The organism is Luteolibacter luteus (genome assembly GCF_012913485.1).
GTDB lineage: Bacteria > Verrucomicrobiota > Verrucomicrobiia > Verrucomicrobiales > Akkermansiaceae > Haloferula > Haloferula lutea.
Map to the genome: position 1 here is coordinate 1162291 of NZ_CP051774.1, position 21629 is coordinate 1183919.

15 protein-coding genes and 1 tRNA gene are annotated in these 21629 nt (G+C 59.8%); 7 read left to right on the plus strand and 9 right to left on the minus strand.

The features are described from left to right. The first annotated feature begins 361 nt into the window (after positions 1–361). Positions 362–2353 carry a PAS domain-containing protein gene (locus HHL09_RS04735; protein ID WP_169453328.1) on the plus strand — a complete coding sequence of 664 codons (1992 nt, stop codon included), beginning with the start codon at positions 362–364 and terminating at the stop codon, positions 2351–2353. Positions 2354–2358: 5 nt separating this feature from the next. Here HHL09_RS04735 and HHL09_RS04740 read toward each other — a convergent pair whose 3' ends face one another. Next, positions 2359–3066: a response regulator gene (locus HHL09_RS04740; RefSeq protein WP_240963735.1), complete on the minus strand. Its 708-nt coding sequence runs from the start codon at positions 3064–3066 to the stop codon at positions 2359–2361. 695 nt (positions 3067–3761) lie between these two features. Here HHL09_RS04740 and HHL09_RS04745 point away from each other — a divergent pair. Continuing rightward, positions 3762–5918 (plus strand): glycosyltransferase family 4 protein, encoded by a 2157-nt coding sequence (locus HHL09_RS04745; RefSeq protein ID WP_240963736.1) that lies wholly within the window; start codon positions 3762–3764, stop codon positions 5916–5918. Further along, positions 5915–7375 carry a glycoside hydrolase family 130 protein gene (locus HHL09_RS04750; protein ID WP_205760978.1) on the plus strand — a complete coding sequence of 487 codons (1461 nt, stop codon included), beginning with the start codon at positions 5915–5917 and terminating at the stop codon, positions 7373–7375. The genes HHL09_RS04745 and HHL09_RS04750 overlap by 4 nt, the downstream gene beginning before the upstream one ends. A gap of 1 nt (position 7376) precedes the next feature. Here the strand turns inward: HHL09_RS04750 and HHL09_RS04755 are convergent, their stop codons facing one another. The 3 genes from HHL09_RS04755 to HHL09_RS04765 are packed head-to-tail and all read right to left on the minus strand — an operon-like array spanning position 7377 to position 11657. Then, on the minus strand, positions 7377–9080 hold the full coding sequence (locus HHL09_RS04755; protein ID WP_169453330.1) for an ABC transporter permease: 1704 nt from the start codon (positions 9078–9080) through the stop codon (positions 7377–7379). Beyond that, complete coding sequence (locus HHL09_RS04760; protein ID WP_169453331.1) at positions 9077–10567, minus strand: ABC transporter substrate-binding protein; 1491 nt, start codon at positions 10565–10567, stop codon at positions 9077–9079. The genes HHL09_RS04755 and HHL09_RS04760 overlap by 4 nt, the downstream gene beginning before the upstream one ends. Positions 10568–10589: 22 nt before the next feature. After that, on the minus strand, positions 10590–11657 hold the full coding sequence (locus tag HHL09_RS04765) for an ABC transporter ATP-binding protein (RefSeq protein ID WP_169453332.1): 1068 nt from the start codon (positions 11655–11657) through the stop codon (positions 10590–10592). 138 nt (positions 11658–11795) lie between these two features. Between HHL09_RS04765 and HHL09_RS04770 the strand changes: the two genes are divergently transcribed. Then, a tRNA-Leu gene (locus HHL09_RS04770) sits at positions 11796–11880 on the plus strand. 98 nt (positions 11881–11978) lie between these two features. Here HHL09_RS04770 and HHL09_RS04775 read toward each other — a convergent pair. The 5 genes from HHL09_RS04775 to HHL09_RS04795 all read right to left on the minus strand — a co-directional run bounded on the left by HHL09_RS04775 (position 11979) and on the right by HHL09_RS04795 (position 17646). Further along, a complete protein-coding gene (locus HHL09_RS04775) occupies positions 11979–12560 on the minus strand; it encodes an SCO family protein (protein ID WP_169453333.1) in 582 nt (193 codons plus the stop codon). Beyond that, positions 12557–13345, minus strand: a complete 789-nt coding sequence (locus tag HHL09_RS04780; protein WP_169453334.1) for a formylglycine-generating enzyme family protein — start codon at positions 13343–13345, stop codon at positions 12557–12559. Before HHL09_RS04780 ends, HHL09_RS04775 begins: the two co-directional genes overlap by 4 nt. Beyond that, positions 13342–14781, minus strand: a complete 1440-nt coding sequence (nirK, locus tag HHL09_RS04785; RefSeq protein ID WP_169453335.1) for a copper-containing nitrite reductase — start codon at positions 14779–14781, stop codon at positions 13342–13344. Before nirK ends, HHL09_RS04780 begins: the two co-directional genes overlap by 4 nt. 150 nt (positions 14782–14931) lie before the next feature. Beyond that, the gene (locus HHL09_RS04790) at positions 14932–16110 is read right to left on the minus strand and encodes an NnrS family protein (protein ID WP_169453336.1); all 1179 of its coding nucleotides are present in this window, start codon (positions 16108–16110) and stop codon (positions 14932–14934) included. A 378-nt stretch (positions 16111–16488) separates the two neighbouring features. After that, positions 16489–17646 carry a substrate-binding domain-containing protein gene (locus tag HHL09_RS04795; RefSeq protein ID WP_169453337.1) on the minus strand — a complete coding sequence of 386 codons (1158 nt, stop codon included), beginning with the start codon at positions 17644–17646 and terminating at the stop codon, positions 16489–16491. 97 nt (positions 17647–17743) lie between these two features. Between HHL09_RS04795 and HHL09_RS04800 the strand changes: the two genes are divergently transcribed. The 3 genes from HHL09_RS04800 to HHL09_RS04810 all read left to right on the plus strand — a co-directional run bounded on the left by HHL09_RS04800 (position 17744) and on the right by HHL09_RS04810 (position 21625). Beyond that, complete coding sequence (locus tag HHL09_RS04800) at positions 17744–19141, plus strand: sugar porter family MFS transporter (protein ID WP_205760979.1); 1398 nt, start codon at positions 17744–17746, stop codon at positions 19139–19141. A 127-nt stretch (positions 19142–19268) separates the two neighbouring features. After that, positions 19269–19625: a hypothetical protein gene (locus HHL09_RS04805; protein WP_205760980.1), complete on the plus strand. Its 357-nt coding sequence runs from the start codon at positions 19269–19271 to the stop codon at positions 19623–19625. A gap of 92 nt (positions 19626–19717) precedes the next feature. Then, positions 19718–21625: a thrombospondin type 3 repeat-containing protein gene (locus HHL09_RS04810; RefSeq protein WP_169453339.1), complete on the plus strand. Its 1908-nt coding sequence runs from the start codon at positions 19718–19720 to the stop codon at positions 21623–21625. Positions 21626–21629 lie beyond the last annotated feature (4 nt).

Below are 21629 nucleotides of genomic sequence, written 5' to 3' on the forward strand. Positions count from 1 at the left end.
AGGGTCTGTGGGCACGGCGCAGGCGAATGCCGGAACAACTTGAAGACTTGACCCACATCGACCGGACTTCGGCTCTCGTCCCACTGGATCGCGGAGGAGCGCTGGGACGGGTCCGCCTTGAAGCCGATCCGGCCGCGCGGATCCAGCCGTACCCTTGCGAATGAGGGGATTCTGGTTGAACATCCGAAATCGGGTATCCCAAGCTTGGGTCCCGCGCTCAACCCCGCTGATGCCACCTCCAAGCCAGACCCCAGACCCGGAGAATCAGGATCAAATCCCCGGGGATCGCAGCGGAAGTGATCCATCGGCTGCAGAGCCTGTCGGCAGATTGTTTTTGGCGAGACTTGGCGAAGTCCTGCGGATGTTGCGAGACCCAATCGAGATCCAGGAAACCGCATGCCGCCTTCTAGGGGAGTATTTCGGTGCCGATCGTGTTGGATACGCGGAGGTGCAAGAGGACGGCGAGACAGTGATGATTACCCGGAGCTACACGGAAGGCCAGCCGAGTCTTGAGGGACTCTACCGTCTCGACGATTACGGGCCCGATTTGCTACACGCTTTCAGGGAAGGCCGCACCGTAGTGCGTCCGGATATTGCTAATGACCGGCTACTTACAGACGCTGAGAAGCGGGCTCACGCCATTTTGAATCTGGGGGCCACGCTGAACAAGCCGCTGCTCAAGCACGGGGAACTCTTCGGCATTCTCTTCGTCCACTTCTTTCAGGCTCACGAATTCACCGAGGAGGAGCTCATTCTCACCGAGGAGACGGCCGAGCGAACCTGGGCAGCAGCGGCCAGGGCTCGCTCGGAGGAAGCATTGCTTCTCTCCGAAGGACGTTACCGGACTCTCTTTGAATCCATTGATGAAGGCTTCTGCCTCATCGAGGTTCTATTCGACGAGAAGGACACCCCATTTGACTACCGCTTTCTTGAGGCGAACCCGGCCTTCGAACGTCACACCGGACTTTCAAACGCGGTAGGTCGGACCGTCCGGGAAATGGTACCAGCTCACGAATCACACTGGTTTCAGATCTACGGCCACATCGCGCGGACCGGCATTGCCCGCCGATTCGAACAGACTGCGGACGCACTCGGTCGTCTCTACGACGTGTATGCCTTTCGCGTCGGCGATCCTGCGGCACATCAGGTCGCCGTGCTTTTCAATGACGTGAGCACCCGGAAAGCCGCGGAGCGAAAAATCCAGGAAAATGAGGAGCGGCTTCGAACCTTGTTCGAATCGATGACAGAAGGCTTCGTGATCAAGGAAGCGGTTACCGATGAGAACGGGCAGATCACGGACTTCCGCTTCATCGAGTGCAATCCTGCCTTCAGCCGCATGACCGGACTCACCGATCCGGCCGGCTGCAGGGTCAGCGAACTCACCCCAAATGCGGAACCGATCTGGTTTGAGAGCCTCACCCGGGTTCTCGCCAGCGGAGATCCGGTCCGCTTTGAAACCCGGATCTCTCGTAGCGAATGCTGGTGGGAAGTTTCCGTCAGCCGAATCGGCGGTCCCGGAAGCCATCGTGTCGCGATTGTGCTGATGGATGTCACCGCACGGAAATCGTCGGAAGCGGCACTGGCCAAAGCACGCGAGGAGCTGGAGATCCGCGTGGCCGAGCGGACCAGCGATCTGCAGAAAGCCATGACACGTCTGCAGTCCGAGGCTGCGGAACGGGAAAGGCTCGAACGGGACCGACACGACCTGCTCCGGCGGCAGGTGAGAACCCAAGAGGAAGAACGAAAGCGGATCTCCCGGGAACTACACGACAATCTTGGCCAGTATCTGACCGCTGTGATGCTGCGGGTCCAACTTTTGCGGAAGTCCTTCGAATCGGGAGACTCGATCGATAGCATCACCAGCACGATCGAGGACCTGAAGACCGTGGTGGATTCCCTCATGAAGGCCTCCCATCGCCAGGCATGGGAACTTCGGCCCGCGGAACTCGATCACTTTGGGCTGGAGCCCGCGCTGAGAGCCTACGTCACGGACTGGAGTGAGCGCACTGGTATCGCTACCACTTTCGATTCCTCGCATTGGCATGAAGTCCGCCTTCATGCTGATTGTGAAATCGCATTGTATCGGGTTGTTCAAGAAGCCCTGACCAATGTTGCGCGACATGCGGTGGCCGAGGAAGTCACGGTCACATTGAAGTCAAATGGAGATATTGAGGTCCAAGTGAAGGACGACGGAAAAGGTTTCGACCCCGAGATCCCAACCAAACGTTTGGGTCTGCTGGGCATGAAAGAGCGGATCTCCCTTGTGGAAGGCTGTCTCACCATCGATTCCGCACCAGGAAGCGGCACCGTGGTTTCCGCAAAGGTTTCGCGACCCACCTGTTCTTCCTCTTGATCCTCTCAGCCAAGCTCGGGAGCTTCCAATCCGCCTCGTCCTAGCTCTACCCAAAGTACGGCCTCCCGGATCACTGCAGCGGCATCCGGCAGGGAAAGCTTGGTGCGGATATTCCCTCGGTGTGCATCCACCGTCCTCGGGCTGATGTGAAGCTTCTCGCCAATCTGCGTGGTATTTAGGCCTTGTCCCAGGAGTTGGAAAATCTCCAGCTCCCGATCTGTTAGAATGGCGGGACCCAATGAGGTGGTCGGTCGCCCGCCCATGGCCATGCGGCTCACGATGTGTCGGGAGACTCTTTTGCTCAGATACACCGAGCCCGTCAGCACCTCCTCCACCGCCTTCAGGAATTGATCGCTGTCGGTTCCTTTGGGAAGGTAGCCGCGCCCTCCAGCCCGGAGGACACGCTCCGCGTAGAGCATTTCATCGTGCATCGAGTAGACCAGCACCGGGATCTCCGGACAGAATGCCTGTAGATCCTTCAGCAACTCCAACCCACTGCGATCCGGCAGCGTGATATCCATCACCACGAGATTCGGCCTCAGGGCCGGGATGAGTTCAATTGCCTCACTGGCATTCGACGCTTCACCGCAGACCCTGTAAGCGGTCTCTGCGTGGATGAGATGGCGTAGCCCTCCCCGGAGCATCGGATGATCGTCCACCAGGAAGATCTTCTGCTCCGTCCCGTTTATGGATAGTGGACGGGATGAACTCACGGCTTAACCTTCTTCATCAGGGATTCTCCACAACCGGGGAAAACAAAAATCTCCCCACGAACAAACGATCCATTGATTGGCATCGCACGGCTCTCGCGCTGTTCCATGATGTCAGCTTTATACCTTCCTCTTTGCACCCCCCGCGGCGGCCTTCATCTATTCAGGCACGCGAAGCCCAAGCCCCCTTAATGCGTGGCACAGCGGCTCTTCGCCTCTTTGGTATCTTGGCAGCGCGATTTTCGGGGACAGTGAGGCATGGATGGGAATCAATTCTTGAAAGGGTGCTCGCAGCCCTGTGTCTAACGGGGCGCGCATGTTGCGTTGATAAAAACAGGAGGCTTGCTGATCGTTCAATCCCAAGGCTGTACGCAGCGCCGCTTGAAGCGACTAGGTAAATTTCTTAGGCATTTTTGCGGTTTTGCCTAGAAGCTGAACGCGGCAGATTAAACGCCTCCTACAAGTGCGCTTTGCACCCCGGTCATTGTATTATGCATCGCAGTTGTGCGGTTGCCGCCTTGCTCCCGCAGGGAAACGACCGGCGGCACACCCCTAGCTAGAGAAGCGCCATGTATTCCGGCAGCTCTTCTCTCGAAACTCTTCCCAGTTATCAAAATAAGACACCTTTCAAGAAGATCGCATTTCTCGGAACTTATACCCCTCGCCGCTGCGGGATCGCGACATTTACAAACGATCTATTGCAGGCCGTCTCGGGCGCAGCTCCTTCCGCGGAGCTGCAGGTGGTCGCCATGGGAAGCCCGGACGCCTATCCCCCCGAGGTGAAGCTGAGCCTGCCAGAGGATGACCCCGCACGATATCGGAGGGCAGGTGAGCAATTGAACCGCTCCGGGATCGACCTGCTTTGCGTGCAGCATGAATTCGGGATCTTCGGAGGACCGGCAGGGAGTTATCTTATTCCCATGCTCCGGGAGTTGAAGATGCCGGTGGTGACGACCTTTCATAGCCTCCTGCGTTCTCCTGATGTGGCCCAGCGCAAGGTGATGGATGAGCTGGTGAAGCGAAGCCAGCGCCTGGTGGTAATGGCGGAGCATGGTGCGGAAATCCTGAGGGAAGTTTACAGCGCTGATCCGAAGCGGATCGATGTCATTCCTCATGGAATCCCCGACTTTACCTTTGCGGAGACCGCACCGGCCAAGGAGGAACTCGGATTCACCGGACGAGAGGTGATGCTCACCTTCGGCCTCCTCGGACCAGGAAAGGGCATCGAGTATGCGATCCGGTCTCTACCTGAGATCACTGCGCGGCATCCGGAGATACTCTACGTGGTGCTCGGTGCCACCCATCCGAATCTCGTTGCCCGTGAGGGAGAGCGATATCGCGAAGGCCTGTTGGACCTGGCTCGGGAACTCGGGGTCAGCGACAATCTCTACTTCGAGAATCGCTACGTCCCGATGCAGGACCTCAAGCGCTACATGGCAGCCGCCGACATTTACCTTACCCCCTATCCCAATGAGGCCCAGATTACCTCTGGAACGCTTGCCCAAGCTTTCGGAGCCGGTAAGGCAGTGGTCTCTACACCTTATTGGCATGCGAAGGAGTTGCTCGGTGACGGCGGCGGTATCTTGGTGCCGTCGAGGAACTCCGCTGCAATCGCTGTCGCCGTCAATGCGCTGCTCGACGATCCGGTGCAGATGAACGCCCTGCGTCGCCGGGCTTTTCGTGAAGGGCGCGAGATGGTGTGGTCCAAAGTGGGCGAACGCTACGTGAAGAGCTTCCGGGACGCGGCAGCATCGGCACCAGTCAAAACCGGCTCTCCTTGGCGTGCCAGGGCGTTGCCAGAGTTGAAGCTCGATCACATCGACCGGATGACCGATGGCACCGGCATCTTCCAGCACGCCACCTTCGAAGTGCCGAACTTTCACGAAGGTTACTGCACCGACGATAACGCGCGTGCCTTCCTCCTGGCCATGCAGAGCGGCGAGGCCACCGACTCGCCCCAACTATGGCAGATGACCTCCACGTACCTGGCTTTCCTCACGGCAGCATTCAACGAGAGCAATGGCCGCTTCCGCAATTTCATGAATCATTCCCGCCAATGGCTGGAGGAGGCAGGCAGTGAGGATAGCCATGGCCGCGCCCTGTGGGCGCTGGGAACCGGAGCAGCCCTCGCCCGTCGGGATGGATGGCGCTTGCTAAGCGCCAAGCTTTTCAGCGCCGCTCTACCCGCGGTTGAATCCTTCACCTCGCCCCGGGCATGGGCCTTCACGCTGCTCGGACTGCACGAGTATCTGGGCATCTGTCCCGGTGACCAGCAAGCACACCGCCTGCGCACCGAATTGGTGGATCGCTTGATCACCGGCTGGGACACCTATTCCTCGAACGACTGGCCTTGGTTCGAAGGCATCCTCAGCTACGACAATGCCCGCCTTCCCCAAGCACTGATCCTGAGCGGCAGCATGCTGCCGGAATCCCGCGCGCTTGAGATCGGCCTTACTTCTCTCGATTGGCTTGCCGGTATCCAGACGGCAGGCTTCGGCCACTTCCGCCCGATCGGGAACAATGGCTTCTACGTGCAGAACGGGGAGCGCAGCGATTTCGATCAACAACCTGTAGAGGCCCAAGCGACGGTCGCGGCCTGCATTGCGGCGTGGCGCGTCAGCCGTGAACAGCACTGGCTCACCGAGGCCGATCGCGCCTTCGATTGGTTCCTTGGACGGAACGATGTCGGCTTGGCCCTTCACGATGCCGACACGGGCGGCTGCTGCGACGGACTGCAACCCGACCGCGTGAATGCAAATCAAGGGGCCGAATCAACACTTGCATTCGCCCTGTCCCTCGCCGAGCTACGAGAGGCGCTGGCTTCCAGCGCGGAATTTGCCAAACAGATCGCATGAGCAAGATCCGGCTTCGTCGCCACGATGTAGACCTGCTGCCTGAAAGCAGCCGGGTAATCATTCGCCCCTTCATCCCGGGAGACACGCAGCGGATTACGACCATCATCGGCCGGGCATTGGCTCTTAGCGAGGAGGAAGTGGCCCGCGAATTGGCGGGAGTGAAGAGCGAGTTCGACTCGCGGCACTTCGACATTGATTCGCTGTTGCTTCAACATTTCAACAAGGTCGTCTCCCACGTCTTCACGCAACGGAACCTGTCCCGGGAACGCCAGCTCTTAATCGGAGCACTTTTCTCCGGTGAATACGCCTTGGAATCGGCAGCCCTCTTCAATCCATCCATCGTTCCTCATCCCGACCAGACCGGCGTGGAAGAAGGAGCGCTCCGCTTCGTGATGAGCCTCCGGGCCACGGGAGAAGGCCATATCTCCTCGATCGAGTTCCGCAGCGGGCGAATCCATGCGGACGGAGGAATCCATTTGGACCCCGTATCGCGCTTCGTCACGATCCCCGAGGTCATGCCGAACCCCAGCTACCGGAAGGAAAGCTTTCGCACCAAGCTGGTTGAAATGGGATTCGACAACGAATGGACCACGGAACTTTTGGATGCCTTGGAGGATGACTTCACGCGCAATGATCTGCGGAGGTCGATCAAAACCCTCAGGAACGGCTCAACGAGCATCTCTCGGGACCTCCAGCGCACCTTGGAATGTGCCCTGTGGCTGGCAGACTCCAACTACGAACTTCGCTTCTCCGAGAAGCTCGCAATCAGTGAGCGCATTATCTTCCCGGTTTCGGCCAACGAAAGTAACGGCATCGAGGACGCGCGTTTCGTCCGTTTCGTGGAAGAGGATGGCTCGGTGATGTACTACGCCACCTACACCGCCTACAATGGCCGTGCAATCCTGCCCCAATTGATCGAGACTCCGGATTTCCTCCGCTTCCGCGTGCTCACCCTGAATGGCCGCGCGGTCCAGAACAAAGGCATGGCCCTCTTCCCTCGCCGCATCCAAGGAAACTACGCGATGCTCTCCCGCCAGGACGACGAGAACGTGCTCATCATGTTCGCCAATGATCCGCACCACTGGAGCGAGCCCGAAATCGTGCTGCGTCCCGCAGAGATGTGGGAAAGCGTGAAGATCGGCAATTGCGGTTCACCGATGGAAACGGAGGCCGGCTGGCTGGTCCTCACTCACGGGGTGGGGCCGATGAGAAAATACTGCATCGGGGCCGCCCTTCTGGATCTGGAAGATCCTACCCGCGTCATCGGGAGGTTGAAACGCCCTCTCCTCTCTCCGGAAGGCAACGAGCGCGAAGGATACGTCCCCAATGTCGTCTATAGCTGCGGAGGCTTGATCCACGGACGAACGCTCGTCCTTCCCTACGCGATGAGCGACAAGGCCTCGGCCATCGTTTCCGTCCCGCTTGATGACCTGCTGGCGGAACTTACCGGCAGTTAAGCTACACCCGGAACAAACCACCACGCTTCCCGCCAAGCGCCGCCGCCCCGGTAATCGCCACCGCCAGGAAGATCATCGCCCAGACGCCCAACGCCGCAGCCAGCTCATGACCATTTCCCAAGGCGGACAGCAGCATGTAGATCGCCTTCGTGATCGGGTAATGCTCCGTCTGCTGGGCTAGAATCAGGCTGTCGCTCACCTCCAGCATGGCAAAGGCAAACGCCAGGATACCGCCCGCTGCGAGATTCGCCCCGATCAGAGGCAACGACACACGCCGCAGGGTGCGGAGCCATCCCGCGCCCAAGGAGCGTGCGGCTTCCTCCAGCGCCGGATTGCTCTGCTGGAGGCCGGCGACGGCGGAGCGCACCACATACGGCAAGCGCCGCACCGCGTAGGCCACGATCAGCAGCATCGCGGGGTTCCCGTTCTCACCGATCAGGAAATAGAGCGGTTTCCCTTTCTGCGACAGTGCCAAGTAGCCGAATGCTAGCACCAAGCCCGGCACGGCAAGCGGCAACATCACCAGGGCATCCAGCAATGAACGCCCCTTGATCTTGCTGCGCACGATCACCCACGCAATCGCAATTCCCAGCACCAGATCGATCAAGGTCGCTCCGGACGCGTAGAAAAGGCTGTTCTTGATCGAAGGCACCACCAGCGGATCACCCAGCGCGTCCTTGTAGTGATCGAACTTCAGGGCCAGCGGCAGCACCGTCTTGTACCAGTCGTCGGACAGCGAAAGCAGGATCACCCCGATGTGCGGCAGGGACGCCACGAAAAAGACCCCACCGAATATCATCGCGCACCCCAAGGCCTTCAGGCCGGCAAGCTTCACTTCACCCCCTCGCCCTTTCGGGCGTGGCTGGGTGCTTGAGGTCTGGCGACCGAAGAGTGCCTTCGTAACGCCAAAGACGATCGCGGAGATCACCAGAATCACCGCAACCAGCGCGTAAGGCATCGGACTCGAAGCTCCGGCAGTAATGTCCTTTATCCCATCGAAGACCTGCACCGGAGCCACGCGTGTGTAGTCAAAAACCAAAGGCACACCAAGCTCGGTAAAGGCCCACACGAAAACGATGGCGGATCCCGCGAAGATCCCGGGCATCGCCAGCGGCAAGGTGATTCGCCAAAGGCGCCGCGAAGGAGGGCAACCGAGGTTTTCCGCAGCCTGCTCCATCGCGGGATCCAGGTTCGACAGCGCCGCGGTGATGTTCATGTAGAGGATCGGGTAGAGGTGCAACGCGTTCATCGCCACGATCCCCCAGAATCGTCCTTGGGCCAGCCAATCGACCGGCTGCTTCGCATCCATCAACCCCAAATCGATCAGGAGAGCATTCAATGATCCCTCCACCCCGAGCATGTGCTTGATACCGATGGCACCCACGAACGGCGGAAGCACCAGCGGAATCAGGATCAGCACTCCCAGCACCCCGCGTCCCCTGAAATCATACCGGTGCGAGAGCAGTGCCAGCGGGAAGGCCAGCAGGAAAGTGGCCAGCGTGCTCGTGATGCCAAGCGCGAGCGCGTTCCAGAGACCCTCGCGATACACCGGATTCCGAAAGACCCCTAAGATGAAATCCAACGTGAAGCCACCCTCCGGTGACTTGAAGGCATCCCCGATGACCGAGAAGGCCGGATAAAGAAAAAAGACCGCGAATAGCGCGGTGACGAGCCCCGTGACTCCGACGGCTGTCGTTCGATTCATGGACGGCCTCCTTTCTCCGCCAGAGCAGCAGCCTTCTGGTAATTCTGGCGAAAGGTCTCGGAGATCGCGCTCATTTCACGCAAGGTGGCCAACGGATCCCTCTTCCCCAGCAACGGAACAATCCCGTTCATCAGGCGGTCATAACTCACATGAGAGGTATCGAAGAATACCTTGCCTGCGGGCGTCTCCTCGATTTTCACCGCCGGGCCCGTGTGCTCCCGCATCTCCAGCCACGCGTGCTTCATCTCCTCATGCGGATCGATGCACATCGCCCGGAAGATCTGGGCCAGAGCCTTGAAAGCGGGTCCCGTGAGCTCCCGGTTATACTCGAAGCTCCCGCTCCGCTCGTAGGGCAAGGCATCCGGATCCGAAAACATCGGCAAGGTATCCGTGCCGTAAAGGTCCCGGCGCACCGGGAGACGTCGCGGCGAGGTCTCACGCGGACCGCCCGGCTGGCCAACTCTCAGGTTCCACAGCAGCTGTCCCTCGCGGCTCAGGCAGAAAGTCACAAACTCCTGGGCGATCTCCATGTTCGGAGCCCCGCGGAAAACCGCAATGGGATCCACCGACATCGAGGTGCCTCCAAGCGGAGCGCTCCACAACAATCGCGATTTGCGACCGTTCCTGCTAAACTTCTCCTCATACGAGCGTCCGTAGAAATCGATACAGGTTCCTGCCGCTGCATCTCCTTGTGCGACATCGTGCGGCACCTTGCTGGCAGAGTCGGTGAAGTACCGGGCGTTCGCCGCCATGCGCTGCAGCAGGTTGAGCCCGCGCTGCCAGCCTTCTTCGCGGCTTGCAGGCGAGTCCCCCTTCTCACGGATCACCTGCTGCATCTGCTCCTGGATCATCATCTCGAAGGAGCGCCCTACCGACCCGCTCTTCGTGGGATCCGCCAGCGCCAGATAGCCGGCATAGGCTGGATCGCCCAGATCATCCCAGCGGCGCGGCGGCATCAACCCCAGCCGTTTTACCGAATCGACATTGTAGCAGATGCCCATCTGGGAGAGACAGGTGCCCACCCACATACGATGCGCGTCGTAGTAATTCTCGCCGGTGAACTTCGCAGGGATCACCTCTTCCTTGAACCACTCCGGCTGCTTGGAAAAAACCTCCAGCTCCGCGAAGCGGCCCTTTTCCGCCTGTAGCTTGAAGTCCGGCTCTCCGCCACCGAAGAAAAGATCGATCCCGATGCCGGGACTCTTGATCGCATCCGCAGCGTCAAAGGAACTGTTCAGCACCCGTGCGATGTCCGAGGTCCCGCCGGGGATCCGCCAGTCGACGTAAATCGAACGACCTTTCTTCTCCCGCCAATAGCGGGCGAAGGCCTCCCCGAACTCCGAGCGGATTGTCTCGTTGTGCGGGGTGATGATCACGAGGCGATCCTGCGCCTGCCCCGCCGTCGCCAAGTCCGAGGACGTCCGCAACAGGATGGGCGCGACAATCACTGCGGCCAAGAGCAGCAAGATGGGAACAAAGCGGCGCATCGGGAGGGAATGGATTGTCAGCTCAAGCTTGCAGCACGACCACGTCCGCATGGCGCGCGGAGAGATGGACGATCGTCTCCCCCGGATCACGCACCACCAGGGGATTCAGCTCCACGACTTGCTGCGGCCCGGTCGCGGTTTGCACCAGATATTGGATGCGCTGGCCCAGATAGCTCCGGTCCACGATCTTTCCCGAGATCGAATTCTCCCGCACCCCGGAATCCATCCTCCACGCCTCCGGCCGCACGGACAGCAGTACCTGCTCCCCATGGGATGGCACCCACTCTGGAAGCGTGACGCGTCCGACCAGCGGACCCGCCGATGTATCGATCATGGCGTACTCGCCTCGAACCTCGATGACGTTTCCGCGCAGTAGGTTGGTCTCCCCGATGAATCCGGAAACAAAAGGAGTGCGGGGATTCCGGTAAACTTCCTCGGCCGTGCCAAGCTGCTCGATGCGCCCCCGGTTCATGATCGCCATCCGGTCGGCCATGGAGAGCGCCTCCTCTTGGTCGTGAGTCACGTAGATCCCGGTCAGACCTCCCTCTTTCACGATCCTCCGGATCTCCCGCCGCATCTCGATCCGGAGCTTCGCATCGAGATTCGAAAGCGGCTCATCAAGCAAAAGACATTTGGGACGCACCACCAGTGCGCGGGCCAATGCCACACGCTGCTGCTGGCCACCGGAGAGCTGATCGATCCCCCTCTCTCCCATACCGTTCAGATGCACCAGTTCCAGTGCCTCTCCTACCCGTCTGCGAACTTCCGCCTTGTCCACCTTCCGCTCCTCAAGGCCAAAAGCCACGTTCCGCTCGACATTCAGGTGCGGCCACAGCGCGTAGCTCTGGAAAACCATTGCCGCCTCCCGCTTGTGGGGGGGCAATTGGGTCACGTCCTTGCCACCGAAGGAAATTGTCCCCGACGTCGGCGTCTCCAATCCGGCGATGCAGCGCAGCAGTGTCGTCTTGCCGCAACCGGACGCCCCCAGAAGGAAGAAAAGCTCGCCCGCCGCGACCTCTACGGTCACCCCATCAAGGGCCCGGACCGTTCCGAATTGTTTGACGATGGAGTCAGCGCGAATGGCATCCATGAGGGTGGGACCAATGCTTTCCGTAGGCTGACGCCATGCAAGCGGGAAGCATGCCCGGAAAGAATTCGAAAAACGTTAAAGAATTTCTTGCCAAGTCGGGGGCGGGGCCATAAATCCGCGGCCCACCAATCACTAAGTGCTCGGGTGGCGGAATTGGTAGACGCGCTAGACTAAGGATCTAGTGGAGTAATCCGTGGGGGTTCGAGTCCCCCCTCGAGCACCACTTTTTGATAGATAAAGGCCCGGAGCGATCCGGGCCTTTCTGTTTTCCCTCGGAGGACGCATCCGGCACCATCCGCGCTCCACGCGGATCAGTGGAGCTTACTTTCCACCTGCCTTTCGGACCGCCTCCACTGATGGCCCGGGCCCCTCCGATGGATCGCTCCATTTGTGCCTCACCATCCCCTTCGCGTCGATCACCGTGATGAGATACGAATGCGCGAAGTCCACGCCATTCGGGAGGCGATCGTAGCGGATCCCTAGCGCCACGGCGATCTCAAGAACGGCTTCGCCATCGCCGGTCAACAGGTCCCAGTGCGAATCGTCAATCTTGTGGCGTTCGCCAAGATCCTTGAGCTCGGCAACCTTGTCGTGCTCCGGATCGAGCGAGATGAACATGAAGCGACAGCGCGCTCTCTCCGCATCCGTGAGTTCCTTCTCGATCCGCTGCATGTCACCAATGATGCGCGGACATACCCCTTTGCAGCTCGCGTAGCCGAAAGCCACAATGCGTGTCTTCCCTCCAGAGTCCTTCCACACCACTTTCTTCCCCTCCTGATTCGTCCATGTGGAATCAAACCCGTAGAGCGATCCCTGAGGCAAGGCAGTGACAGGTGCGGGACGATCCTCGGCAACAGCCATCGCCGGGCAACCCAGCAAGCAGGCAAGAAAAAGTGCTTTCATGGTGAGGGGTCGATGGAATCGGATGCATCTTTCGCGCCGCGAAAGCCGAGCCCGCCGAGGCAAAAGCTGCCTTGCAAGGACGACCGGAACGCCACGCGCATGAAATCGGCATACTCGATCGCCTGGTTGGGATCGGTCGCCGCACCGCCGCAGAACAACGGTCCTTCCGGTGAGCCATCGGAGCGAGATTCCCCGCCGCTCATCGAAGCGACGAAATTGCTCGTCCACTCCCACACCAGCCCGTGCATGCCTCGGACGCCGTAGATATTCGCAGGCATCGATTCAGCGGAAGGAAGCACCTCCGGCATTGGCTTCGAATACCACGTGAGGATACGCTTTCGAAATTCCCCCTCACCGGTCGCGTCCACACGCCGCTCATCGGCCCGTGCGACAAATTCCCACTCGTCCAGCGTCGGCAGACGCTTGCCCTGAGCCTTCAGGAAGGCGCGCGCAGCGAACCATGAAACATTCGTCACCGGAGCCTCGGAGGGAGCCAGCGGACCCAATTCGGTATCCCCAGCCCAATGGCGGAGATAGCCATTGTCGGCAAACAAACGGTTCACCCGTGTGCGTTGCCACTCGGGATGAAGCTTTACGAAGGCGAGATACTCGGCGTTCGTCACCTGCCGGACATCGAGATAGAACGACGGGACCTCGCGGACCTGACCACTCTTCTCCAAGGGGCGGGCGTAGCGCCCTCCGGCGATCTTCGCCATCGGCATCTCGGCCGCTGCGACTGCGGCCGCCAGCAGGCATCCCAACAAGATCGCAACTCGGCATCTCACTTTTTCTCCGCGCGGATCTTCGCGACGTCCTCCGGTTTTACTTCGCCACCTTGATTGTCCCACGAGTTCAAGACAAAGGTCAGCACGTTCGCCACATCCTCATCATTCAAGGCCAAGGCGGGCATCACGCTGTTGAACTTTCCGCCATTCACCGTGATCTCGCCGGTCAGTCCGTGGACAACCGCACCCACGGCACGATGGACATCGGCATTGAGGAAATCCGATTTCGCCAGCGGAGGAAAGGCCGCAGGGATCCCCTGCCCCTCCGCCTGGTGACAAGCGAGACAGTTGGAAGCGAAGACATTCTTGCCGCGCTCGATCCGTTCGGCCTTGTTCGCAGCAGCTTCCAGCGGCTTACCTTCCTGAGGCATGATCTGCGGCGTCCCCCCTTCCGGCAGGTAGACCAGGTCGTCAAGCTTGCCCGAATAGGTTAGCGGGTCAGGTTCTCCAGCCACCTTGATCATGCCGATCGCTCCCTTGTTAAAGGCCCGCGTCAGCGCGTGATCGACCAAGATCAGCGTACCTGGCACCTCGCATTTGAATTCGACGATCGCGGAACCGCCTGCCGGGACGAGCGTCGTCTGCACGTTGTTGTTGATGACCTTGGTTCCACCCTCCACGTAGACCTTGTCAAAGATCTCTCCGATCGCGTGGAATGAGGAGGTCAGATTCGGACCGCCGTTACCGAAGAAAATGCGGACCGTTTCCCCCTTCCTGGCGGCCATCGCCTTGTCCCCGGATAAGGCACCCACCGAGCCGTTGAAGACGACGTAGTCCGGTCTTTCATCGATCGCCTTTTCCATGTCGAAGGGCTGAAGCCCTTGCTCGCCATTGCGGCCCTTGGTGTAGAAATCGCCCTGCACCACATAGTATTCGTGGTCCACCTTCGGCAGACCTCCCTCCGGCTCCACATAGATCAGCCCATACATGCCATTGGCCACGTGCATGCCCACCGGGGCAACGGCGCAGTGATAAACATAAAGGCCGGGGTTGAGCACTCGGAAGGAGAAAGTCGAGCTATGGCCCGGAGCGGTGAAGGAAGCCGCCGCACCGCCACCTTGGCCAGTTACCGCATGGAGGTCGATGTTGTGCGGCATCTTGCTCGTCGGGTGATTCATCAGATGGAACTCGACGAAGTCACCTTGCCGCACCCGGATGAATTTCCCGGGCACGCATCCCCCGAAGGTCCAGAAGGTGTAGTTCACGCCATCGGACATGCGCATCTCCTTCTCGATCACCTCCAGCTTCACGATGACCTTGGCTGGATGCTTGCGGGTGATCGGCGGCGGCACGTTCGGAGGATCGGTCAGCACCGCAACCTCCTCTCCCTTGATCTCAGGCGGGAGCTTGATGGTCCCGTTCGAATGAACTTCGGTTTCCGCGTGGCTGGGAATCAAGGCCCCCAACAAGCCAAGGAGGATGACGGCAAGCTTCATGTCAGAAGAACATCTTTTAACTCGATGACAATCTGCTGCTCGTCCGCAATTTTTGGAAGTCTTCTTCCTTGTTTGAGCGGATGCGGGAAAAGTTCGTCAAAATCTGCGGAGTCAGTCCCTACGCGCAGCGCGGCGCGGGCAGGTCGAGGATCACGAAGGTTCCTCCTCGCCTCGTCCGAGATAGCGGGAAACAAAGATCAACCAAACCGACCCACCGGCAGCCCAAATCCATGCTGCATAGATATGATGGGAAACCCGAACTGCCGGAACAAAGTCAGAGGTCATCCGCGTGGCCGCAGCAAGCACCAGCAACCCCGCGGCAATCCGCAACCACACGATCCGGCCCACCAGCAAATCGTGGCGCCCGCCATGACCGAGCACCACGCGTGTCGCCACCGCAAGCACGGCGAGCCCCAGTCCCGCGGCAAAGAACAAATGCAAGCTGCCGACGCGAGCCAATGGCCAGAGGCCCGCGGCAGCCGTTCCAAGAATGAGAGCGACCACGGCAAACCTCGCGACATTGCCCGGCGTGCAGCTGAGCTTGCCACGGCGAAACACGGGCGTCTCCGAGGCGAACCATGCGAGAATCACCGTGGCACGCAGCACGTGGCCGACTAAAGACCAACCAAAGGCCTCCAGCGCAAAGCCCGCAGCGATGAGCAGGGCACAGATCACGGAGGCAGTAAAGCGGGGCCACCAGCCGGGCGGCGGCGTAGGTGAATCATGAAAGGAATGGCCGCTTTCCATCCCGAAAAACCGGGGAAGCAAGTAGGGTGCGATCCCCATGAGCGGAAGCAGGAGGAAGCCTTGGTTCAGCCATAGCTTTGCAAATTGGTAGCTGGTAAAACCGAGCGGGTATTTCTGGTTCCATGCCAGCAATCCCGCAGCCAAGGCTCCACCTAGAATACCCGCAAGCGCCATGACAAATCCCGGCGGTGGAGTATCGCGGTTACCACATGCCCAGCGTCCGATCATGCCGGAAGAGAGCAACAAGAGTAGAGTGGCGAAAACGGTATCAGCCACGAGCACCTGACCGTTTAGGGCGCTCGCCACCGTCGTCGCCCATAGCAAGATCATCCACACCAACTCCCCGCAGGACCAACTGGCATTCCCTGTCAACCGGGGGAAAGCCGTGCCGAGGAATCCGATCACGAAGGCTCCCATGAAGCCCTCGATCATCACCCGCGAATGAGCCTCGCCAGGATAAAACCCTAGCTTTCCCGTATAGAGCAGCGGCCACATCATCACCCCCGCAATCGCGGCGAGCATCCCGAGCGGGAAGAACACACGGAAGGGCTCGGAGGCCCAGCGGGAGATGCAAGCTTTCATGGCAGGCCTATCTTTTTCTGGCACCTTATTGGCTATCCTTTCCACTCACCTACTCTTGGAAATCCGACCGGCAGGCTGCGAACTTGGGCTTACGGCCTCTACTCGAGCCAACCGCGAAGACCACTCGCGGAGATTTCCATTGGCAAAGACAACGATAGCATCCGGCGAAGGGATCCCGCGTGGACCGGCCAGCTTGAATCGAGGCAATCATGACCTGACCACAAGACGTCACCAATGCGGTTCTGACCACGCCGTCAGTCTTAGTTGTCACGCATATCCTACCTTCTCTGTCATTGGACCAGACCCGCCCTACCTCTCCCGTAGGAAAGAGCAGAGACGACCCCAATCCCTGCATCCTCCGTGAGAACACGACGCCCCTTAGCTCCGACCACCCCGCGGCTGGGTGAGGTAAGCGCCACAGGTCTCCCGAACGATCATCCTCGGGGAAAGCATGATGTTTCGCGGCGGGAGCGATGGATTCGCGATCCGCTCTCGCAGGCAATTGAAAGCCGTTAGCGCGATATCCCGGCATGGTTGCTGCATCGTGGTCAACGGGATGGTCAGCAGATTGGCGAAGCGGACGTCATCGAAGCCGACCAAGCGCAGGTCCTCAGGCACACGCACCTTCAGGCGGTTCAGAGTCTGTAGCAATTGGGCCGCGATGTGGTCGCTTGTGCAAAGCACCGCCTCGATCCGTCCGCTCTGCGTGATGCTGCGCACAAACTTCTGATCGGCCGGATCGCCGATACGTACGAAATCCCTCGGGACATCGAGTCCATTGGCTAGCATCGCCGATTGTGCCCCCGCAATCCGGGCATCAACCGTGGATGCAGTGAAAGGCTTGGTGACATAGGCCAGCCTCTTCATGCCCAGCTTGATCAGGTGCTCTGCCAAACGATAGCCTCCTGAGAAATTGTCCACGCCCACGAGGTCATACTCGCTGCGCCTCGGGAACGCCACCGCGTCGCGGTCGATTAGCACCAGCGGTATCCCTGCTTGCCGGAGACGGCTTAGGATCCGCAGGTTTGCCTCGTCGCGGTCCGCCTGATGCTCAAAGGGGACAACGAACACACCTGCAAGGCCATTCCCAATGAAGCGCTCGCACAGCGCCTCCGCATCCGCGACACTCATCCGGGGCTCCTCGATCGATCGAGCGGGATTGTAATCGCCCGACCAGAGACCGAAGTCATGCACACGCGCCAAATTCGCGAGCTCACCACAGATAGTTTCGAAGATTTCGGTATGCCTCAAGTTCGGCACCAGCATGCCTAGCTGCCGGTCTTTGTTCGAAGGGCGCCTGGCCTGTCCTTGGCTCAGATCCGCGACATAGGTGCCGGAGCCCGCGCGACGCTCGATAATTCCCTCCTCCTGCAACGCGAGAAGGGCCCTTCCAATCGTCGGCCGTGAAACCTGAAAGCGCTCCGCAAGCTGTACTTCGCTCGGTAGGCGGCCCGATTTCTCATACTTCCCGGCGAGGATCTCGGTCGCCAGGGTGCGGGAGACCTCCCGATGTTTTTTGTGCTGCTTGTCGCTCATCCGGTCAGATCCTCTTTAAATCCGTCATGACTGCTTTTCCCAAAGCTGTCAATTCACCTGGTTGAGGAACTCACCGATATCCAGCAAAGACCGGGGTGTGAATCCAACCCAAGTCACGACAACCGGCGACAGCGAAATAGCCGCGCCAACCCGGATTACGCCTGCCTTGGCAGGAGCGACCGCAGTAGCCGCTTTAGGTGGATTGCTCTTCGGATTCGATACCGCGGTGATCTCCGGCTGCCAGGACCAGCTGAAGCAGCTGCTATCCCTCTCCTCGGGTGAACAAGGTTTCATGACCGCCTCGGCATTGATCGGTGCCGCAGCCGGTTCGCTAGCCGCAGCCAAACCGGGCGATCTCTTTGGCCGTCGCGATTGCCTGAAGTGGACCGCGGCCTTCTACCTGCTCTGCGCGATCGGTTGTGCCTTCGCCACGGATCTCTGGATGATCGTCGCAGCCCGCATCCTTGGCGGCCTAGCCGTCGGAGCTTCTTCTGTGCTCGGCCCCATGTACCTCGCGGAGATCGCCCCCGCAGCGTGGCGTGGCCGTCTGGTCGCATGCTTCCAGATGAACATTGTCCTCGGCGTGCTCGTGGCCTACTTCTCGAATTATTTCATCGGGAAACTCGGCCTTGGGGACCACGAATGGCGCTGGAAGCTGGGCGTTCAGGCCTTCCCAGCCCTGCTCTTCCTCATCACCCTCTTTTTCATCCCGCGCAGCCCGCGCTGGTTGCTGATGAAAGGACTGCGCGAGGAAGCGGCCGATACCCTAACGCGGTTCGGAGCGAGCGAAACGGATCGGCAAATCGCGAGCATCGAGCGCTCCCTTGCCTCAAGCCAATCCTCCCGCGGCGCGCCGCCGCTTTTCACACGTCAGCTTCGGAAACCGGTGCTCCTGGCAATCGCCATCGCACTCTTCAATCAGCTCGGAGGGATCAATGCACTCTGGTACTACGCCGATACGATCTTTGCGATGGCTGGCTTCAACAAAGACGCCAGCGCGCTACAGGCAGTCGGACTCGGCACCGCGAACATCTTCGCCACCATCCTGGGCATGGCGATCATCGACAAGGTGGGTCGCAAGGCACTCCTGATCTGGGGCACCGTCGGCTGTGGGATTGCGCTGGCGGGTGTCGCCTGGATCTTCACGACGGGCGCTCGCCCGGAATTGCTGGCGTGGTTGTTCGGGCTCTTCGTGGTCTGCCATGCCTTCGGCCAAGGTGCGGTGATCTGGGTCTTCATCAGCGAGATCTTTCCCACGCCGGTCCGGAGCAAGGGCCAGACGCTGGGCAGCTTCACCCACTGGTTCATGGCCATGCTGGTCTCATGGAGCTTTCCCATGGTCGCCCGTGACATCGGGGAACCTTTCGCAGGTCTGCCATTCGGCATCTTTGCAGCGATGATGATCCTGCAGCTCGCGATTGTGGGAATCTTCTTTCCTGAAACAAAACAGATCGCACTTGAAGATATCGATGAACGACTCCGTGAAAGCCATTGAGACCGCCCCGGGCTGGCAAACCTTCGGGGCCACGATTGTCCCCGGGCACCGGGTCGCCTCGGGAGAGAATCTCGATCCTCGGTTTCCCGGTGGGACCATCCGTATGCAGATCCCCCATTTTCAAGAAATGGGACTCGACCTCTCTTCCTTCTACCCCGGCACGATCAATATCAGCATCGCTCCGCTGCACTATCAGGTCCAGCAAGCCTACCGGACCCTCCGTGCTGTAAAGTGGCATCCAACCGAACCAGCGGAGGATTTCTCCTTCTTCGAAGCCGAGCTGATCGGAAGCGAAGGAATGCGCGCCACCGGCTTCATCTACTATCCTCACCCCGACACCAAGCCGGAGCACTTTCAGCAGGCGGACGTGCTGGAGTTGCTTCTCCCTCACGTAGCGGGACTTGCATACGGAGATGTGATCTCTTTACGCACCCGGACCGACCAGATCCTGATCAAGGAAGCGGTGACTTCCCCGCAAAGCTGATATTACCCATCACCATCCAGTAATCTCCGGAAAATATCCGGGCTCTCAGGTCCCTCTTCTCCCCGATAAAAGAGTAGTCACTCTTGCCTAACGTGAAACCCGTCCAGCCATCCGGATTACCCTGCAGCCTCGCCGCCCTCTTGCTTGCGGCTTTACCTGCATGCGGGATAGATTGGGTCGCATCGGATGGCGATTTCGGCAACCCGGGCAATTGGAGCGACGGGAATCTTCCGACCTCCGGAACACCCGTGAACATTGCCAACTCCGGCACCGCCACCATTGAGCTGCCGGGTGCCTACACCATCGGTCCACTGATCTTGGGAAATCACGCGGGTGATGGCTCCATCCTCCACTCTGGAGGCGTGCTGACCACCGGTCGCATGATTATCGGCGGTGACGACAGTAGCAATGGCACAGGCAACGGGCACTACATAATCACCAATGGCACACTCAGATCCGCCGTGGACGATATCTGGATCGGTTCGAAAGGCGGCACGGGAACTTTGGAACTGTCCGGCAATGCCTTCGTGAGCAGCGCAGGCTGGGTGGTCGTCGGGCGGGATGGTGCGAGCGGCCACCTGAAGCTCTCGGGAACCTCCACACTCGAAGTGAAATCGGGAAACCTCCCGGTGGGCTGCAACTCGAACGGCTTCACCTCCACTCTCGATGTGGAAGACTCCGCCCGCATTGACGCCGCAGGTGAAATCTGGGTGGGCTGGATCGGGAACAACACCAACGAAGGCATCATGACCATGAAAGATCATGCCTCGGTTTCCACCCGCAATGGCTTCGTGCTGGGACGCGAGGGTGCCAAGGGCGCCGTCGATCTCTCTGGCCAATCCACCCTGAATGCGGGCGGCTATCTGGTCTGCGGCGCCAACCCCGGTGGCCACGGCGAACTCATCCTCCGGGACGAAGCCCACGTCCATGCCAACAAGCAAGTCTGGCTGGGATACCTCGGCGGAAGCGGAACGATCACCGTTGAGGGCGGATGCCTCTCCGCACACGCCTCCGTGGCCGACGACCCTAGCGGAGCAGGAATTGCCTTTCACAACAACGGCGCTCTCGTCCTAAACGGCGGCCAGGTTTCCACACCCGGCTTCATCAAGAAGACAGGCACCGCCTCGCTCACCTTCAATGGAGGAACCCTGCGCGCGACCGGCATCAACACCTCAGGCGGCTTTTTCGCGAACTTCGCAAACGAGGAACTCCGGATCGGTCACGACGGCCTTCTCTTCGACACCAAAGGCTTTGCGGTCGAAGTCCAGCAGTCCCTGACCGGCGATGGGCCTCTAACGAAGCAGGGCACCGGCTCTCTCTCGCTGAAGGGCTCCATCGGTCATTCGGGAAACACCGTGGTCGAAACCGGCACCCTGACACTCGAGCTACCCATCCTGAGCGATTCCCACTCCGTTTCTGTTTCCGGACCAAGCAGCCACCTCAAATTACCACACGGCCAAGTCGATCGGATTGCCCGCTTGATAATTGATGGCATCGTGCAACCGGCAGGCCTCTACAAGGCACCGGGAGCCTCAGGCCCGGGAACGGAAACCCCCGTGATCGAGGGCAGCGGCTCCCTGGAGGTCCGCTTCGGCCCCGGCCAAGTGATCTTCAGCGAATGGATCGCAGACCATCAGCCGGCTTACAGCTTCGAGGAGGATAGCGATGGCGATGGCCTCAAGAACGGCTTGGAGCACGTCTTCGGAAGCGATCCGAATAACTTCAACCCGGCTCCACGAATGATCACCCTGGCAACGGGGATCGCTATCCTTGAACACCCGCTAGCGGCCAGCCTCGCTGCCGATGTGAGCTATTCCCACGAGTGGAGCAAGGATCTCATCCATTGGCACCGTAGTGACGAGAGCGACACCGATGGCACGAGAGTGATCATCACTCCGATCACGTCAGGCTCTGGCATCCAAGCGCAATATCAACTCGTCTCAGGATCCGCCATGCAGCTCTTCGGCCGCGTCGTGGCCCATCAACTGACCACCCCTTGAACCT

Bases quoted from the DNA above. Each gene is read 5' to 3' on its own strand.
- HHL09_RS04735 (WP_169453328.1), top strand. From the start codon at position 362: ATGTTGCGAGACCCAATCGAGATCCAGGAAACCGCATGCCGCCTTCTA.
- HHL09_RS04750 (WP_205760978.1), top strand. From the start codon at position 5,915: ATGAGCAAGATCCGGCTTCGTCGCCACGATGTAGACCTGCTGCCTGAA.
- HHL09_RS04755 (WP_169453330.1), bottom strand. From the start codon at position 9,080: ATGAATCGAACGACAGCCGTCGGAGTCACGGGGCTCGTCACCGCGCTA.
- HHL09_RS04760 (WP_169453331.1), bottom strand. From the start codon at position 10,567: ATGCGCCGCTTTGTTCCCATCTTGCTGCTCTTGGCCGCAGTGATTGTC.
- HHL09_RS04765 (WP_169453332.1), bottom strand. From the start codon at position 11,657: ATGGATGCCATTCGCGCTGACTCCATCGTCAAACAATTCGGAACGGTC.
- HHL09_RS04775 (WP_169453333.1), bottom strand. From the start codon at position 12,560: ATGAAAGCACTTTTTCTTGCCTGCTTGCTGGGTTGCCCGGCGATGGCT.
- nirK (WP_169453335.1), bottom strand. From the start codon at position 14,781: ATGAAGCTTGCCGTCATCCTCCTTGGCTTGTTGGGGGCCTTGATTCCC.
- HHL09_RS04790 (WP_169453336.1), bottom strand. From the start codon at position 16,110: ATGAAAGCTTGCATCTCCCGCTGGGCCTCCGAGCCCTTCCGTGTGTTC.
- HHL09_RS04795 (WP_169453337.1), bottom strand. From the start codon at position 17,646: ATGAGCGACAAGCAGCACAAAAAACATCGGGAGGTCTCCCGCACCCTG.
- HHL09_RS04805 (WP_205760980.1), top strand. From the start codon at position 19,269: ATGGGACTCGACCTCTCTTCCTTCTACCCCGGCACGATCAATATCAGC.